Source organism: Shewanella bicestrii, assembly GCF_002216875.1.
GTDB classification, from domain to species: Bacteria; Pseudomonadota; Gammaproteobacteria; order Enterobacterales; family Shewanellaceae; genus Shewanella; species Shewanella seohaensis.
In genome coordinates this window covers 2,943,354-2,960,188 of record NZ_CP022358.1, presented here as the reverse complement: position 1 = coordinate 2,960,188, position 16,835 = coordinate 2,943,354, and the positions used below count along the sequence as shown (strand labels likewise).

Here is a 16,835-nt window from a genome sequence, read left to right as displayed (position 1 = left end):
GCAACATCGCAGTCCTAGAAGCTCAATGCCCCGTTAAAAGGTTAGTTACCCATGTCATGCTTGGGGACCTTTACGGAAAACTTGGCAATTCAGTGGAACTGTACTTCACTCTTATTATCAAAAATTCAAAGGCTAAGGCCTACTGACACAAGGATAGATTTAATGAACACTAGGTTTAAAGAAAGGTGAGCGTAAGCAGGAGGTGCAAACGCCATCCGACGTTCTTGACTCGCTATCTATTAATGACGCATTTTACAGATAACTGATGCCATGAGGGGATAGGATGCCATTACCGTTACTTTGGCTAGGCAGCGCGGCTATGGGGGCGTTATTGCTCGCCGATGAGCGTGAAAAGCGCCAGCAGCTTGAGCGTGACCGTTTATTAGGTAAGGCGCCACGGCAATCGACGGGCAACCAAGCCATGGTGGTAGCGCCAAGTCAGTGGCAAAAGGGCTTTAAACAAGTCTCGCCGCAGCCTGGCAGCATTATCTGCTGTTATGTGTTTGGGGTCATTGAACATACGGGCATTTGGTTGGCGGATGATTGCCTTGTCGAACTACATGGCTCAGGGCTGATACGGGCGGTATCGGTAAAGCGCTTTTTAGCGGGGCGCACTGGTAGCCAAATCTATATTGCCTGTAATCATCAACATCAACCACTGATTGCCAGTGATATGGTGAGCCGCGCCGAGCGGGCCATTTATCAATATCGAGAATATGATTTGTTCGACAACAACTGCCATCGATTCGTCTGGTCATGTTTGTGTGGTGAAGAGGTTGCCATAAAAAGCTTTAACGAATTAAATCAAAAACTCGCGGGCTATTTTAAGCAGGGGATTTACTGGGATGAAATGCGTCGCGTACCTGAAGAGATAAAAATGTAAAAGGCCATCCGAAGATGGCCTTTTATCCGTGTTCGGGATTAATTACTTACAGAAATAATCTACAGCACGTTTAACCAGCTCAATGCCACTCAACTCGCAAGGAGGCAGCTGGGCATCACTCACTTGAACCGGTGTTACGCGCTCGCCCCATTGCAATAGCAGCGCTGCTGAGGTTAACCCCGCACCGAAAGCACATGACAGAATGGTTTGGTTCGGCTTAATTAACCCTTTTTCCAACGCATCGCAGATGGCGATAGGGATAGTGGCCGCAGAGGTGTTGCCATAGTTAGCGATGTTCACGAAGGCTTTTTCTTTAGGGATCTTCATGCGGCTAACGAGGGTGTCGATAATGCGCTCGTTCGCTTGGTGTGGGATCACTAAATCGACTTCATCCTTATCGACGCCACATTTCTCCAGCACTTGAGTGCTTAACTTATTCATACCATTAATGGCACGTTTAAAGATTTCTTGGCCATCGAATTGAATATAAAAATCTAAGGACTCGGCGGAGAATCTATCCATCGCAGTACCAAAACCGGCTTTTAGGATATCGCGACCTTCAGGATCGTTATTCAGCTCATAACCTAACACACCGCCCGGAACATCCGTTGCTTCAACAATAACTGCGCCCGCGCCATCACCAAACAGCACTGCGGTTTCACGGCGTGACCAATCGAGGTAGAAAGATAAACGTTCGGCACCGACTACTAGTACTTTTTTGCACTGACCACTCTTGATCTGTGAGCTGGCTAAGCCTAAGCCATACAAAAAGCCACTGCATGCCGCGTTGATATCGAAGGCTGCGCAACTTGCGCCAATATTCGCTTGGACTGTGGAGGCAATATTAGGGATCAAGGTATCTGGGCTGGCGCTGGCTAAAATGATCATATCAATTTCGCTGCCGTCAATGCCCGCCGCTGCAAGGGCGCGTTTAGCGGCAACCGATGCTAACTCAGAGGTATTCACATGGCTGATATGACGCTGGCTGATCCCGGTACGGCTTTTAATCCATTCATCGGAAGTTTCGATAAAAGTAGCAAGATCATCGTTAGTCAAAGTGGCGGGAGGAACACATTTTCCCCAGCCAGTGATAGTGGCGTACTGCATGGTGTTTTCTCTCAAATAAAAAAGGCAGAACCTGAAGTGCTGCCTCAAATCGACAACAAAGCTTATCGGTATAACGAATGACAGTCCGTGATCTAGACCACCTGTTTGGCGACGAGATCCCGAATTGTCATTGCGGCATGCAAAATATGATGTCGCAGCAACGCCGTGGCTTTCTCTGTTTCTCTTTGTTTGCAATAGTTGAGCAGTTCGCGGTGCTCGTGCTCTGCTGCGGGAATGCCTCCTGCGAGCAGCAATTGCAAGCGGATATATCTATCGCAGTTAGTATTGAGGCCGTGGACAACCTCTAGCGTATGTGGACGATTGGCGGCTTGATATAAACAGGTATGAAACTGTGTATTTAGCTCGCTCCAACTGGCGACGGCATCTTCATGTTTAAAGGCCGATTCCAATTGCTCCAATACGCGTTCTGCTTTTATTAAATCGTCTTCTTGAAGTCGTGGTATGGCTTTGGCGAGCAGATCGGTCTCGATCATGGCGCGTAATTCAAAAAGCTCAGTCACTTGTTCAACGGATAATTCGGTCGCGGTCGCCCCTTTATGGGGCTCAAACTTCACAAGCCCCTCCGCCTCCAGCTGTAATAAGGCTTCTCTCACGGGAATACGGCTTACATGTAAGGCTTCGGCTAAGGCGCTTTGTCTGAGTGGTTCCCCTGCGGCTATATCACCCGAAAGAATTCTCTCTCTCAGCACTTCTACAACTAATTGGGTGCGGGTTTTATGGACTATAGGCGTAGTTCGACTCATTATGACCGTCTATTTTTAGGTGTTTTATTGTTATCCGTGCAAGATTACCGTTAAAAACAGCACAAATAAAGGGAAAAGCTCGATTGAATACCGCATCCCTTGAGCCTAAAAAAGCATTATCGGGCGATTTTATCGGCGAAATGCATCGGGATAAGTACGATTTAATACGGTTTTACGCCCGCGTTAGTCGAGATAAGCCGGAACTTGTTCAAACTGCGTCATGTCGCTGACAACTTCGCGGTGCAATTTCTTGCAATGGATGGAATAATAGGGAAATTACGCATTAAGCGCCGTTTTTAGTGAGTGGAGTAGTACTGTGGGTACAGTCAATCGAGCCGTATTTTTAGACCGTGATGGTGTGATCAACAAAGATCATGGTTATGTGCATCAGGTGGATGACTTTGAATATATAGAAGGTGTGTTTGAAGCCTGCCTCGCCTTAAAGCAAATGGGATACAAATTGGTGGTGGTCACCAATCAGTCGGGGATTGCCCGTGGCATGTATACTGAAGATCAATTCCACAGTCTCACCGAATGGATGGATTGGAACTTTGCGGATAAAGGTGTCGACCTCGATGGCATCTATTATTGCCCGCACCATAATGAAAAAGGTCTCGGTGAATATAAAGTCGATTGCGATTGCCGCAAGCCAAAACCTGGCATGCTACTAGATGCGGCAAAATTCCTGAAAATCGATTTGTCGCAGTCGGTCATGGTGGGCGATAAAGCAGACGACATGCTTGCGGCCAAAGCGGCAGGGGTCCCGACACGTATCCTCGTCCGTACTGGTAAAGCAATCGCTGATGATAGCGAGGCGTCTGTAGTGCTCGATAGCATTGCCGATGTGCCGGGATTTTTAAAGAAGTAGCTTATCTTACTATTTAAAGCGTGTATCAATTGATTTGAACGGTGAGATTGAGCTCGAACCGAGAGCTTAACAACAAAAAGTGCAGTATTTACTTTATCGTTTTACTGTGTGACCCGTGCTAACGGCGTTATTAGGGCGATAAAGATAGCCAAAGTGATGGAAATTACAGCGAATTAGTCGCTAAAACCGATGTTCGGTTTAAAAAATGCGCACTCACATCGCTTTTTCTCATTATTTTGTCGAAAGGGGTTGCGGTAAAATCTGACATCCCTATAATGCGCATCCACTGGCCCAGCAGGGTCAACGGTGAAAGCCAAAAGCGTTAAACGCTCAAGGCAAATAACCATGCTCTTTAACAATTTATCAAGCAAATCTGTGTGGACACTCACAGGTGTTGAGTTAATCGAAATTACTCTGCCGTTTGGCGAGTAATCAAAGAATTAAATCAATGAATGAGTGTTCATAGCAATATGTACAACGACTTATTAAGTTAAGTCGATTCAGAATTCATTGAGTCGAATCTTCGGATTCACAAAACTTTTAATTGAAGAGTTTGATCATGGCTCAGATTGAACGCTGGCGGCAGGCCTAACACATGCAAGTCGAGCGGCAGCACAAGGGAGTTTACTCCTGAGGTGGCGAGCGGCGGACGGGTGAGTAATGCCTAGGGATCTGCCCAGTCGAGGGGGATAACAGTTGGAAACGACTGCTAATACCGCATACGCCCTACGGGGGAAAGAGGGGGACTTTCGGGCCTCTCGCGATTGGATGAACCTAGGTGGGATTAGCTAGTTGGTGAGGTAATGGCTCACCAAGGCGACGATCCCTAGCTGTTCTGAGAGGATGATCAGCCACACTGGGACTGAGACACGGCCCAGACTCCTACGGGAGGCAGCAGTGGGGAATATTGCACAATGGGGGAAACCCTGATGCAGCCATGCCGCGTGTGTGAAGAAGGCCTTCGGGTTGTAAAGCACTTTCAGTAGGGAGGAAAGGTTGTAAGTTAATACCTTGCAGCTGTGACGTTACCTACAGAAGAAGGACCGGCTAACTCCGTGCCAGCAGCCGCGGTAATACGGAGGGTCCAAGCGTTAATCGGAATTACTGGGCGTAAAGCGTGCGCAGGCGGTTTGTTAAGCGAGATGTGAAAGCCCCGGGCTCAACCTGGGAATTGCATTTCGAACTGGCAAACTAGAGTCTTGTAGAGGGGGGTAGAATTCCAGGTGTAGCGGTGAAATGCGTAGAGATCTGGAGGAATACCGGTGGCGAAGGCGGCCCCCTGGACAAAGACTGACGCTCAGGCACGAAAGCGTGGGGAGCAAACAGGATTAGATACCCTGGTAGTCCACGCCGTAAACGATGTCTACTCGGAGTTTGGTGTCTTGAACACTGGGCTCTCAAGCTAACGCATTAAGTAGACCGCCTGGGGAGTACGGCCGCAAGGTTAAAACTCAAATGAATTGACGGGGGCCCGCACAAGCGGTGGAGCATGTGGTTTAATTCGATGCAACGCGAAGAACCTTACCTACTCTTGACATCCAGAGAATTCGCTAGAGATAGCTTAGTGCCTTCGGGAACTCTGAGACAGGTGCTGCATGGCTGTCGTCAGCTCGTGTTGTGAAATGTTGGGTTAAGTCCCGCAACGAGCGCAACCCCTATCCTTATTTGCCAGCGCGTAATGGCGGGAACTCTAGGGAGACTGCCGGTGATAAACCGGAGGAAGGTGGGGACGACGTCAAGTCATCATGGCCCTTACGAGTAGGGCTACACACGTGCTACAATGGCGAGTACAGAGGGTTGCAAAGCCGCGAGGTGGAGCTAATCTCACAAAGCTCGTCGTAGTCCGGATTGGAGTCTGCAACTCGACTCCATGAAGTCGGAATCGCTAGTAATCGTGGATCAGAATGCCACGGTGAATACGTTCCCGGGCCTTGTACACACCGCCCGTCACACCATGGGAGTGGGCTGCAAAAGAAGTGGGTAGCTTAACCTTCGGGGGGGCGCTCACCACTTTGTGGTTCATGACTGGGGTGAAGTCGTAACAAGGTAGCCCTAGGGGAACCTGGGGCTGGATCACCTCCTTACCTATACGACTAACTCGATGTTTGGTCTAAAAATGCTCCTGCATTTTAGACATTCGGTACATCCGTGTACCTTTTGAGTGTTCACACAGATTTGCTTGATAGAAGATAGAGTAAAAGATGGGTCTGTAGCTCAGCTGGTTAGCACCCCAATCCCTTCATAAAGAGTAGGGTGAGGTCGGTGGTTCTAGATGAACATAGATTTATCAAAGATGGGTCTGTAGCTCAGCTGGTTAGAGCGCACCCCTGATAAGGGTGAGGTCGGTGGTTCAAGTCCACTCTGACCCACCAATCCTTCCTTCTCAGCGTTGGAAAGTGACTCGTTTAGTGAACTAAACGTCGCCACTGTCCGCCTTGATAAGAAATGATTGGCAAACCAATCCTTTAAGAGGTTTGGAACATCTTATTTACTCGCACTGCATGTAAATGGGGCTATAGCTCAGCTGGGAGAGCGCCTGCCTTGCACGCAGGAGGTCTGCGGTTCGATCCCGCATAGCTCCACCACTTACTGCAATCTGGTTAGAGATGCCAAAGATAAACTGAAAAATTATCTTTGGCTTTTTTAAGCCCGCTCTTTAACAATTTGGAAAGCTGATAGTAATTAATGCAATGATGTCTGTCGTTGTGTTAATACGAAAAAATTGAGTTCTTAAAACACTTTTTAAGTGTCTTGAATATTCAAGTCTAAGGCGAGTCCATCTTCTTGGTCGAAGATGAGACAAGTAAAACCAGCTGGTCGCAACAATTCAAGTGAAACTCATTTGGGTTGTATGGTTAAGCGACTAAGCGTATACGGTGGATGCCTTGGCAGTCAGAGGCGATGAAGGACGTAGTAACTTGCGAAAAGCGTTGGCGAGCTAGTAACAAGCATTTGAGCTAACGATGTCCGAATGGGGGAACCCAGCAGCATAAGCTGTTATCACTACATGAATACATAGTGTAGTGAGGCAAACGAGGGGAACTGAAACATCTAAGTACCCTTAGGAAAAGAAATCAACCGAGATTCCCCTAGTAGCGGCGAGCGAACGGGGATTAGCCCTTAAGTCAGAGGGGTGTTAGTGGAATGGTCTGGAAAGTCCAGCGGCACAGGGTGATAGCCCCGTACACGAAAACTAACCTTTGATGAAAACGAGTAAGGCGGGACACGTGATATCCTGTTTGAATATGGGGGGACCATCCTCCAAGGCTAAATACTCCTGACTGACCGATAGTGAACCAGTACCGTGAGGGAAAGGCGAAAAGAACCCCTGTGAGGGGAGTGAAATAGAACCTGAAACCGTATACGTACAAGCAGTGGGAGCGGTTCTTGAGACCGTGACTGCGTACCTTTTGTATAATGGGTCAGCGACTTACGTTTTGTAGCGAGGTTAAGCGAATAGCGGAGCCGTAGGGAAACCGAGTGTTAACTGCGCGTTTAGTTGCAAGGCGTAGACCCGAAACCCGGTGATCTAGCCATGGGCAGGTTGAAGGTTGAGTAACATCAACTGGAGGACCGAACCGACTAATGTTGAAAAATTAGCGGATGACTTGTGGCTGGGGGTGAAAGGCCAATCAAACCGGGAGATATCTGGTTCTCCTCGAAAGCTATTTAGGTAGCGCCTCGGACGAACACCTTTGGGGGTAGAGCACTGTTAAGGCTAGGGGGTCATCCCGACTTACCAACCCTTTGCAAACTCCGAATACCAAAGAGTGCTATCCGGGAGACAGACGGCGGGTGCTAACGTCCGTCGTCAAAAGGGAAACAACCCAGACCGTCAGCTAAGGTCCCAAAGTGTATGTTAAGTGGGAAACGATGTGGGAAGGCTTAGACAGCTAGGATGTTGGCTTAGAAGCAGCCATCATTTAAAGAAAGCGTAATAGCTCACTAGTCGAGTCGGCCTGCGCGGAAGATGTAACGGGGCTAAACATACCACCGAAGCTACGGGTGCAATCCATTAGGGTTGCGCGGTAGAGGAGCGTTCTGTAAGCCGTTGAAGGTGAAGGGGTAACCCACGCTGGAGGTATCAGAAGTGCGAATGCTGACATGAGTAACGATAAAGGGGGTGAAAAACCCCCTCGCCGAAAGACCAAGGGTTCCTGTCCAACGTTAATCGGGGCAGGGTGAGTCGACCCCTAAGGCGAGGCCGAAAGGCGTAGTCGATGGGAAACAGATTAATATTTCTGTACTTCCGCTAACTGCGATGGAGAGACGGAGAAGGCTAGGCTAGCGCGGCGTTGGTAGTCCGCGTTTAAGGTGGTAGGTGGAATGCTTAGGCAAATCCGGGCGTTCTTAACACTGAGAGCTGATGACGAGTCCCCAAGGGGATGAAGTAGTTGATGCCATGCTTCCAGGAAAATCTTCTAAGCTTCAGGTTAGCGGGAATCGTACCCCAAACCGACACAGGTGGTCGGGTAGAGAATACCAAGGCGCTTGAGAGAACTCGGCTGAAGGAACTAGGCAAAATGGTACCGTAACTTCGGGAGAAGGTACGCTGCTGTTGGTGATGGGACTTGCTCCCTAAGCTGACGGCAGTCGCAGATACCAGGTGGCTGCAACTGTTTATCAAAAACACAGCACTGTGCAAAATCGCAAGATGACGTATACGGTGTGACGCCTGCCCGGTGCCGGAAGGTTAATTGATTGGGTTATCGCAAGAGAAGCTCATGATCGAAGCCCCGGTAAACGGCGGCCGTAACTATAACGGTCCTAAGGTAGCGAAATTCCTTGTCGGGTAAGTTCCGACCTGCACGAATGGCGTAATGATGGCCACGCTGTCTCCAGCCGAGACTCAGTGAAGTTGAAATTGCGGTGAAGATGCCGTATACCCGCGGCTAGACGGAAAGACCCCGTGAACCTTTACTATAGCTTGGCACTGAACATTGACCCTACATGTGTAGGATAGGTGGGAGACTTTGAAGCGGGAACGCTAGTTCTCGTGGAGTCGTCCTTGAAATACCACCCTTGTAGTGTTGATGTTCTAACTTGGGCCCCTAATCGGGGTTAAGGACAGTGCCTGGTGGGTAGTTTGACTGGGGCGGTCTCCTCCCAAAGAGTAACGGAGGAGCACGAAGGTTGGCTAAGTACGGTCGGACATCGTACGGTTAGTGCAATGGCATAAGCCAGCTTAACTGCGAGACAGACACGTCGAGCAGGTACGAAAGTAGGTCATAGTGATCCGGTGGTTCTGAATGGAAGGGCCATCGCTCAACGGATAAAAGGTACTCCGGGGATAACAGGCTGATACCGCCCAAGAGTTCATATCGACGGCGGTGTTTGGCACCTCGATGTCGGCTCATCACATCCTGGGGCTGAAGTCGGTCCCAAGGGTATGGCTGTTCGCCATTTAAAGTGGTACGCGAGCTGGGTTCAGAACGTCGTGAGACAGTTCGGTCCCTATCTGCCGTGGGCGTTGGATGATTGAGGGGAGTTGCTCCTAGTACGAGAGGACCGGAGTGAACGAACCGCTGGTGTTCGGGTTGTCATGCCAATGGCATTGCCCGGTAGCTATGTTCGGAATCGATAACCGCTGAAAGCATCTAAGCGGGAAGCGAGCCCCAAGATGAGTCATCCCTTGGACTATAAGTCCACTAAAGAGCCGTTCGAGACTAGGACGTTGATAGGTCAGGTGTGTAAGCGTTGTGAGGCGTTGAGCTAAATGATACTAATGACTCGAGAGGCTTAACCATACAACCCAGATGGGTTTTACTCAGTAGTACTTAGACGAATACAAACACTTAAGAAGTGCAACTCAATCCAGCTTTCCGAATTTAATTTACTGCCTGCATGAGATAAGACGGGTAAGTAAATAGCAAATTTGCTTGGTGACAATAGCATTGTGGTCCCACCTGATCCCATCCCGAACTCAGAAGTGAAACGCAATCGCGCCGATGGTAGTGTGGGGTCTCCCCATGTGAGAGTAGGTCATCGCCAAGCGCCCAAATAAACACAAAAGCCCTAGCCTAAACCGCTAGGGCTTTTGTGTTTATACGCTCCGCGAAAGCTACCACGATGTCGGTCAATAAATGTTCCTCCAATATTGACACTTCCACCATCCATGGTGGTCGCCCCGCCGCTAAGCGAGCTCCCCAGCTACGAAGACTAGCTTCTTTGCGTTCAATCATGGCTAAATACTGCGTATTTATAGCGTTATGATTTCACCCCCATGTGAGAGTAGGTCATCGCCAAGCGCCTAATTAAACAACGAAGCCAGCTGAATAAGCTGGCTTTTTTGTTTTTGCTGTTTCCAATTTCCACCTGTTAACTCTTTATATTCTCACTTCATTCACGGTTCAGCTTGGTTTTCCCCTAACCATTTAGGGAAATAATATCAGGCCAATAAAAAGAGCAACCTAGGTTGCTCTATTTTGTATGGGGTAGCGTGTCTTGCTCACTTGTTACTGCAAAAAACTAAAGAATACGCTTATTGCCCGTTAATTTTCGCCTTGAATTTTGCTTTGGTGGCGTCATCGGCGAGGTGATACCAATAATCCAGCATATGGCTGATTTCGGTTTGAGTCGGCGATTCAGGCGCTGCGCCTTGTGTTATTGCAGCTGTTGATGCGGCAGTACTGATGGTTACGGCTGTTGATGGTGCTGAAGTGGTAGCTGGCAGCGTTGGTGCACTCGTTGCTGCTGATACTTGAGGCGCAGCAAACCTTATCGAGGCGGGATGCTGGCCTTGATTGTATTGAAAGATTTCCTGCTCGAAGTTTCGGCCTATCTGAAGCCCGTTTTTCACTAATCTGTCTTGGTCAAAGCTAATCGCTTGATTGTGCTTATCTAACAGCGTGATTGACGGTGACTCATCGAACTGCTTTGCGGCTTTAGCCGAGTCGATATTGGGCAGTTTGAGCTGTAATGCTTGGTCGGTTTCATTAAAGCGGATGATCAGTACGTCCGATTGGTAGCGTACCGAATTAGCCTGTTTGCGGTACTGGGCATTGTAGCGAAATGCGATTTGGTTCAATCCATCACTCAGCGTGACTGGCGAGGTGCTTAATGGCTTTTGTCCATTCACGGTTAACAGCTCGACATCACTTGGCAGCTGCAGGAGAACTTCGGCACTAACGGGTTGCAGGCTGGCAAGCAGTATGGCGGATGCGCACAGGATAGAGGGGGATTTCATAGGCTTTCTCTTGGTTGATATCACGCACTAATGATAAGTGAGATGGCCGTTAACACAAAGTGGAGAGCTAAGCCGATGATCACAAAGGACACTCAAAGCACTATACATTCATCGATATTTGGTTGGGATCTAGAATAAAGAAAAGGCTCACTGGGAGCCTTTTCTTGTCTAAGTACGAGACTGAGTTTAGCCTGATATTGGCTTAACCTAAGCGCGATAACGCAAATTACTTCGCTTTATCTTGGCTTAGGTTGATGCGGTACACGGCAAAACCGAGTTCATCTTTACTAATCTTTGTCATTTCGCGTTGTTTATTGGCTTCGATAAAGGCAGCGGCTTTATCGCTATCTTGGGTCTGGAAGCGAATATCTAACGCAACATTGGTGCTGATGGTTTTGAAATCCCAGTTGTAGTCAGCACTTGGGTTGACCATGCCATCATACTTGCCAGTGGTTTCGTTGAACTGAGATTGCGCTGTGATGTAGGCCGCTAAGGCTTCACGGTTAGTATCTGGCAGTTCGAGTACCACATGATCACTGCCTGTACCGGCAAACTTGCCACCAAAGGCGCGGTAGTTATTTGAGGCCACGATAAATTCTTTGGCCGCAAACTCTTCGCCAGTGAAGACTTTACCGTTGGCATCTGTGTAGCTTAAATCGACGATACGGTTAGCATTGGCATTAACGACGGCGCAGTCGCGGTCGAACTTGCTTGGTTGAGTGACATCAATCTTGTAGGTCAAGCCATCGAGCACGTCGAAGTTATAGGTTGGGTGACCATCCCAGTTGATTAACTCCTGCGGCGTGGTTTTGGTTGGATCGATTTGATTGAATTGGTTAGCTGAACACTCCAGCCAATCTTTCAGTTCAGCACCTGTCGCTTTGACCGCCACCATAGTGTTGGGGTAGAGGTAAAGATCGGCGGCGTTTTTAAAGGTCAATGCGCCTTTATCCACTTGTACATATTGGTCTGCATCGCTGGTTGTACCGTGGCGACCACCGGCTTTGAATGGCGCAGAAGCCGATAAAACTGGCAGATCTTTTAATGCCTCGGGGAGTTTTGCTTTAACGTTAGCAATTTGCGCGTCAGAAACGATTTGTACGGTTGGATCGTCCTGCACTAAGGTCAAGAAGCTATACATATCGGCGGCAGCAACCCCAATTGGCTCGTCCACGAAGGCGAGTGTTCCTTGGTGTTCGGCGGCGACAGCATCATGGATGGCGGCGTCGGCTTCGACTAATGGTGTTTTGGTTGCACCATCATAGATAGGACGTGCCTTAGTGGTGGCACTGAGCACAGACCACTTACCGTCTTTACGCTCGAGTTTAAAGTCGACCACACCTAAGTTGTCACCCCAGCGTCCAGGCATGACGGCTGGTACACCATTTAACAGACCTTTAGTCACGTCTGTGTTAGGTAAGTCGGCATATTTGGCATCGGGGAAAATAGAGTGGCTGTGACCAAAGAGGATGGCATTAATACCGTCGACATAGGTCAAGGCATAGGTTGCGTTCTCTGCCATAGGATCGCCAGGATTTTCGGTCGAACCAATACCAGAGTGTGGAATCGCGATAATCAAATCAGCGCCTTTTGCTTTCATTTCAGGCACATATTTCTTGGCTGTCGCCACAATATCTTCAACCGTTACTTTGCCAGTCAGATTTTGTTTATCCCACAATAAGATTTGTGGTGGCACAAAACCAATATAACCAATCTTAATGGTTTGGTTATTTCCTTCGCTATCGACGATTTGTTTTTCTTTAATGATATAAGGGGTGAATAAATGTTCACCTTTTTTCACATCATTCCAGCAGCCATTATCGTCGGCACAATAGACGTTGGCATTAATATAAGGAAATTCTGCACCATGAAGTGATTTATTTAAAAAATCTAAACCATAGTTAAATTCGTGGTTACCGATATTACCTACTTCGTAATCTAATAGATTCATCGCTTTATAGGCGGGGTGAACATCGCCCATTTGCAGGCCGACTTTAGCCATGTAGTCACCCATAGGGCTACCTTGAAGCAGGTCGCCGTTATCTACGAGTACACTGTTTTTGGCTTCTTTACGGGCGGCATGAATAAGGCTTGCGGTACGTGCTAGACCGATAGTTGGGTCTTCTTTACCACTGTAGTAGTTGAAATCCATGATATTTGTGTGCAGATCCGTGGTTTCTAATACACGTAAATCCGCTTGAACGATTTGCTCATCATCCGAGCCACAGGCGCTTACGCCTAAGGCGGCAGTGATCATCACTGCGAGTAGTTTTTTATTTAACATCGTTTTCTCTATTTATATTTATTTGACCCTAATACATGTTCTTTTGAGAACATGCCCATCATCCTGTTAATTCATAACGAAAGAACCGTTAGGTTGTCGCGTCATTCAGTTAACGGACGGGGATTATAAAGAGATTTGATGATCTGAATGTGACATTAATTGGATAAAAGCTGTTTCAAATTGTGACTAGGCGCCTGATTGATTAATTTGTGCACCATGGCTGCGGTATTTTTATTCATCGGCTGGTTAATTCGATGTTGCCAGCTATTTATTAAGAATAATTAATATTTGTTAGCTGATTGAGTTTCGCCTGTGCTGATATTCGATGAGTCTCTGAGATAATGTTGACGATTTTTATGAAGTGTTTTCACCTAAGCTTTTATTTATAAAATAAATTCCATCGTTTAAAACCTTGATTGTTTTTACGCCTTGCCTATGGCTGCTCGTCGCTCAATCGCAGACAAAATGCCCTTGATTGCGTAGTTTGACGGCCGTCACACATAAAGAGATACAAATTCCCCTCGATCCTTGGTTTCGAAAACTTGGCCGAAGGTCGCTTAACTTGCTAAGGTTGTGCGTCGAAAACGGGCGCCCAAAGCATGCGTCAGTTGGAAGAGAAGCCAAAATCCGTTACTCGCACCTTTCACTTAAAAAATATAAAGACAGGGCAGTAACACTCTAGGGAGTTCCTATGCGTAAGTCTGTTATTACTACTGCCGTGGCCGCGGCATTATTATTGGGCGCTTGCTCAGAAAAACCGGCAGCCAACACCGAGGCCGCCAATGCGGTCGCGACGCAAGCGGCTGCATCGACTCAAGCTGATGCAACCAATGTGCTATTGAGTAAGAGTCCACTGCAGGATCAAGCTCCGCAGTTTAATCTGATCAAGAGTTCGGATTATGCCCCCGCGTTTGCGCAGGGCATAAAAGAACATGAAGCTGAAATTGCCGCCATTATTGCCAATAAACAGGCGCCCACCTTCGAGAATACGATTTTAGCCATGGAAACCTCGGGTGAGTTGTTAACTCGAGTGTCACGTACCTTCTTCAATCTGGCGGGGTTGATCTCCGACGATGATTTCCAAAAAACCGAGGCGGACTTAGCGCCTAAGCTGTCGGCTCACCGCGATAACATTTACTTAGATCCAAGTTTATTTGCCCGTGTAGAAACCGTATATCAACAACGTGCCGAGTTAAATGCCGAAGATAAGCGCTTGGTCGAGTTTTATTACGAGCAGTTTGTACGTGCTGGGGCCAAATTATCCGATGCCGATAAAGCCAAGATGCGCGATTTTAATGCTGAGTTAGCGACCCTTGCGACTGAGTTTTCTCAAAACAGCTTAAAGTCATTTAAAGACGATGTGATTGTTGTGACCGACAAAGTACAACTGGACGGTTTATCTGACAGCGAAATCGCGACCTTAGCGGCCGCAGCGCAGGCAGCGGGTAAAACGGGTTACCTGATTACCTTAGTGAACACGACTCGTCAGCCTATCTTGGCCAGTTTAAACAACCGCGAACTGCGCCAAAAAGTCTGGGAAACCTCGGCTCACCGCGCCGTTGCCAGCAATGGCCCTTTAATCGTGAAGATGGCGCAGCTGCGCGCCAAGAAAGCCAACTTACTCGGCTTTGATACTTGGGCAGCCTACGCCGTGGCAGACCAAATGGCTAAAACGCCAAGCGCCGTGTATGAAATTTTAGATGACTTGGCGCCTAAGGCGTTGGCTCACGCTAAGGCCGATGCGGCGGATATCCAAGCTGAAATCAAAAAGGCCGGCGGTAATTTTGAATTACAACCTTGGGATTGGGCTTATTACGCCGAGAAAGTTCGTCAACAAAAGTACGCCCTTGATGAGAGCAGCATCAAACCCTACTTTGAATTTAACTCTGTGCTGAAGGATGGCTTGTTCTTCGCGATGCACAAACTCTATGGCATCAGCGTTAAACCGCGCACCGATTTACCAGTATGGAATAGCGATGTCCTCGCCTTTGAGGTTTTCGATAAAGACAACAGCTCTATTGGTCTGTTCTATCTTGACCCTTATGCCCGTGAAGGTAAGGGCGGCGGCGCTTGGATGGATGAGTTTGTCACTCAAAGCGGCCTGCTAGGCACTAAGCCTGTGGTGTATAACGCACTGAATATCCCGAAACCTGCCGACGGTCCAACCTTGATGACCTTCGATGAAGTGACCACTATGTTCCATGAATTTGGTCATGCGGTGCACGGTTTATTCTCCAAGGTGAAATACCCGAGTGTGGCAGGTACCTCTACAGCGCGCGATTTTGTGGAGTTTCCGTCTCAAGTTAACGAAGATTGGAACATTGACCCTGCGGTCATTGCCAATTACGCCAAGCACTACCAAACTGGTGAGCCTATTCCTAAAGCCTTACTCGATAAAATCTTAGCCTCGAATAAATTTGGTCAAGGTTTTGATACTGTTGAGTATTTAGCGGCTGCATTACTGGATATGGAATGGCACTCGATTGGTGCCGACACCCAAATCAAGGATGTGGAACAGTTTGAGCATCAAGTGTTAGCCAAACATGGCCTCGATTTCGCGCCAATTCCACCGCGTTATAAGTCGAGCTATTTTAGCCATGCCTTCTCCGGTGGCTATTCTGCCGGTTATTACGCTTATCTGTGGACGGAAGTGTTTGCCGCCGATGCCTTTGCCTATATGGGCCAACATGGTGGTTTAAAAGCCGAAAACGGCGATAAGTTCCGTGATGCGGTATTGTCTAAAGGCAACAGCGAAGATCTGATGCAGGATTACATCCACTTTACCGGTCAAAAACCCACGACCGATGCCTTATTAAAGCGCCGTGGTTTAGTCGATTAAACGATTCATTGTAAAAAGGGCCAAAGGCTTGGTAGGGAACCTATCAAGCCTTTTTTTACGCTATTGTTTTTCGATAATCTTTACTCTAAAATCCCGCCAAATTTGACTGTGGGATAGCTTCTTTATCCCGTATCGACGCCCCTCGAAAATCAGGCTCAGTTCCCCCTCCTTTGAGCCCTTGAGTACAGCTAAAGCGTAGCCTTTTATTATTGGATGTAGCATTAATGGTTTCGCAATTAAGTGAAGCAGTGCTGGATGTGATCGCTGACGCCTTGGTAGACAAAGGCTATATTTTTTTACCCGAGTTAATTCCTCACCCCATTAGCCAAGTATTATTGGAAAAAATCCAAGCAACAGAAATACATGAGCTCAAAGCGGCCTCGATTGGACGTGGCGCTGAGCAGCAGCTTAATCCCGATATCCGTCGCGATAGGATCCAGTGGCTTGAGGAGCAGAGTGAACCAGATAGCCTCTATTTAGATTTGATGACGCAGTTAAAGGATGGCCTAAATCGTCGATTATTTATGGGGTTATTCGACTACGAAAGCCATTATGCCGTGTACCAACCCGGCGCTTTTTATAAGAAGCATGTGGATGCACTAAAAGGTAGTCAAAACCGTATCTTAACCACAGTGTTTTTCTTAAATCCCGATTGGACGCCAGCAGATTGCGGCGAGCTGATTATTTACGATGAAGCCGATAATGAGATTGAACGCATCGCGCCTAAAATGGGTCACTTTGTGATTTTCTTAAGCGAGCGCTTCCCCCATGAGGTGAGTAGAACCTTAGCCCAGCGCAACAGCATTGCTGGCTGGTTTAGGGTGAGTAATAGCGTGCACGGGTTTTAATGTATTGGGCCGTAAAGGCTTGATGCTGCTGAAATGCTTAATATGATTTCAAGGCG

General features: G+C 47.9%; 8 protein-coding genes, 2 tRNA genes and 3 rRNA genes. 9 read left to right on the top strand and 4 right to left on the bottom strand.

Translation table 11 applies throughout. The features are described 5' to 3' along the window. The first annotated feature begins 283 nt into the window (after positions 1-283). Entirely contained in the window at positions 284-883 is a 600-nt protein-coding gene (locus tag CF168_RS12865) for a lecithin retinol acyltransferase family protein (protein WP_089068054.1), read from the top strand. 42 nt (positions 884-925) lie between these two features. Here CF168_RS12865 and CF168_RS12860 read toward each other — a convergent pair whose 3' ends face one another. Continuing rightward, complete coding sequence (locus CF168_RS12860; RefSeq protein WP_089068053.1) at positions 926-1,990, bottom strand: ketoacyl-ACP synthase III; 1,065 nt, start codon at positions 1,988-1,990, stop codon at positions 926-928. 92 nt (positions 1,991-2,082) lie between these two features. After that, positions 2,083-2,754, bottom strand: a complete 672-nt coding sequence (locus CF168_RS12855; protein ID WP_089068052.1) for a GntR family transcriptional regulator — start codon at positions 2,752-2,754, stop codon at positions 2,083-2,085. Between the two features lie 316 nt (positions 2,755-3,070). Between CF168_RS12855 and gmhB the strand changes: the two genes are divergently transcribed. The 6 genes from gmhB (at position 3,071) to rrf (ending at position 9,616) form a co-directional block, all read left to right on the top strand. Beyond that, a complete protein-coding gene (gene gmhB / locus CF168_RS12850) occupies positions 3,071-3,622 on the top strand; it encodes a D-glycero-beta-D-manno-heptose 1,7-bisphosphate 7-phosphatase (protein WP_011625872.1) in 552 nt (183 codons plus the stop codon). A 541-nt stretch (positions 3,623-4,163) separates the two neighbouring features. Next, a 16S ribosomal RNA gene (locus tag CF168_RS12845) occupies positions 4,164-5,706 on the top strand. Between the two features lie 211 nt (positions 5,707-5,917). Further along, positions 5,918-5,994: transfer RNA gene (locus CF168_RS12840), tRNA-Ile, on the top strand. Positions 5,995-6,131: 137 nt separating this feature from the next. Further along, positions 6,132-6,207: transfer RNA gene (locus CF168_RS12835), tRNA-Ala, on the top strand. Positions 6,208-6,475: 268 nt separating this feature from the next. Then, positions 6,476-9,369 (top strand): 23S ribosomal RNA (locus tag CF168_RS12830). A 131-nt stretch (positions 9,370-9,500) separates the two neighbouring features. Next, a 5S ribosomal RNA gene (gene rrf / locus CF168_RS12825) occupies positions 9,501-9,616 on the top strand. Together the 16S, 23S and 5S rRNA genes with 2 tRNA genes alongside form the textbook arrangement of a ribosomal RNA operon. Before the next feature lie 487 nt (positions 9,617-10,103). Here rrf and CF168_RS12820 read toward each other — a convergent pair. Then, on the bottom strand, positions 10,104-10,808 hold the full coding sequence (locus tag CF168_RS12820; RefSeq protein ID WP_089068051.1) for a DUF2057 domain-containing protein: 705 nt from the start codon (positions 10,806-10,808) through the stop codon (positions 10,104-10,106). A 226-nt stretch (positions 10,809-11,034) separates the two neighbouring features. Further along, positions 11,035-13,092: a bifunctional 2',3'-cyclic-nucleotide 2'-phosphodiesterase/3'-nucleotidase gene (locus CF168_RS12815; RefSeq protein ID WP_089068050.1), complete on the bottom strand. Its 2,058-nt coding sequence runs from the start codon at positions 13,090-13,092 to the stop codon at positions 11,035-11,037. 691 nt (positions 13,093-13,783) lie between these two features. Here CF168_RS12815 and CF168_RS12810 point away from each other — a divergent pair. After that, complete coding sequence (locus CF168_RS12810) at positions 13,784-15,931, top strand: M3 family metallopeptidase (RefSeq protein WP_089068049.1); 2,148 nt, start codon at positions 13,784-13,786, stop codon at positions 15,929-15,931. Between the two features lie 224 nt (positions 15,932-16,155). Continuing rightward, the gene (locus tag CF168_RS12805; RefSeq protein ID WP_011622308.1) at positions 16,156-16,779 is read left to right on the top strand and encodes a 2OG-Fe(II) oxygenase; all 624 of its coding nucleotides are present in this window, start codon (positions 16,156-16,158) and stop codon (positions 16,777-16,779) included. Positions 16,780-16,835 lie beyond the last annotated feature (56 nt).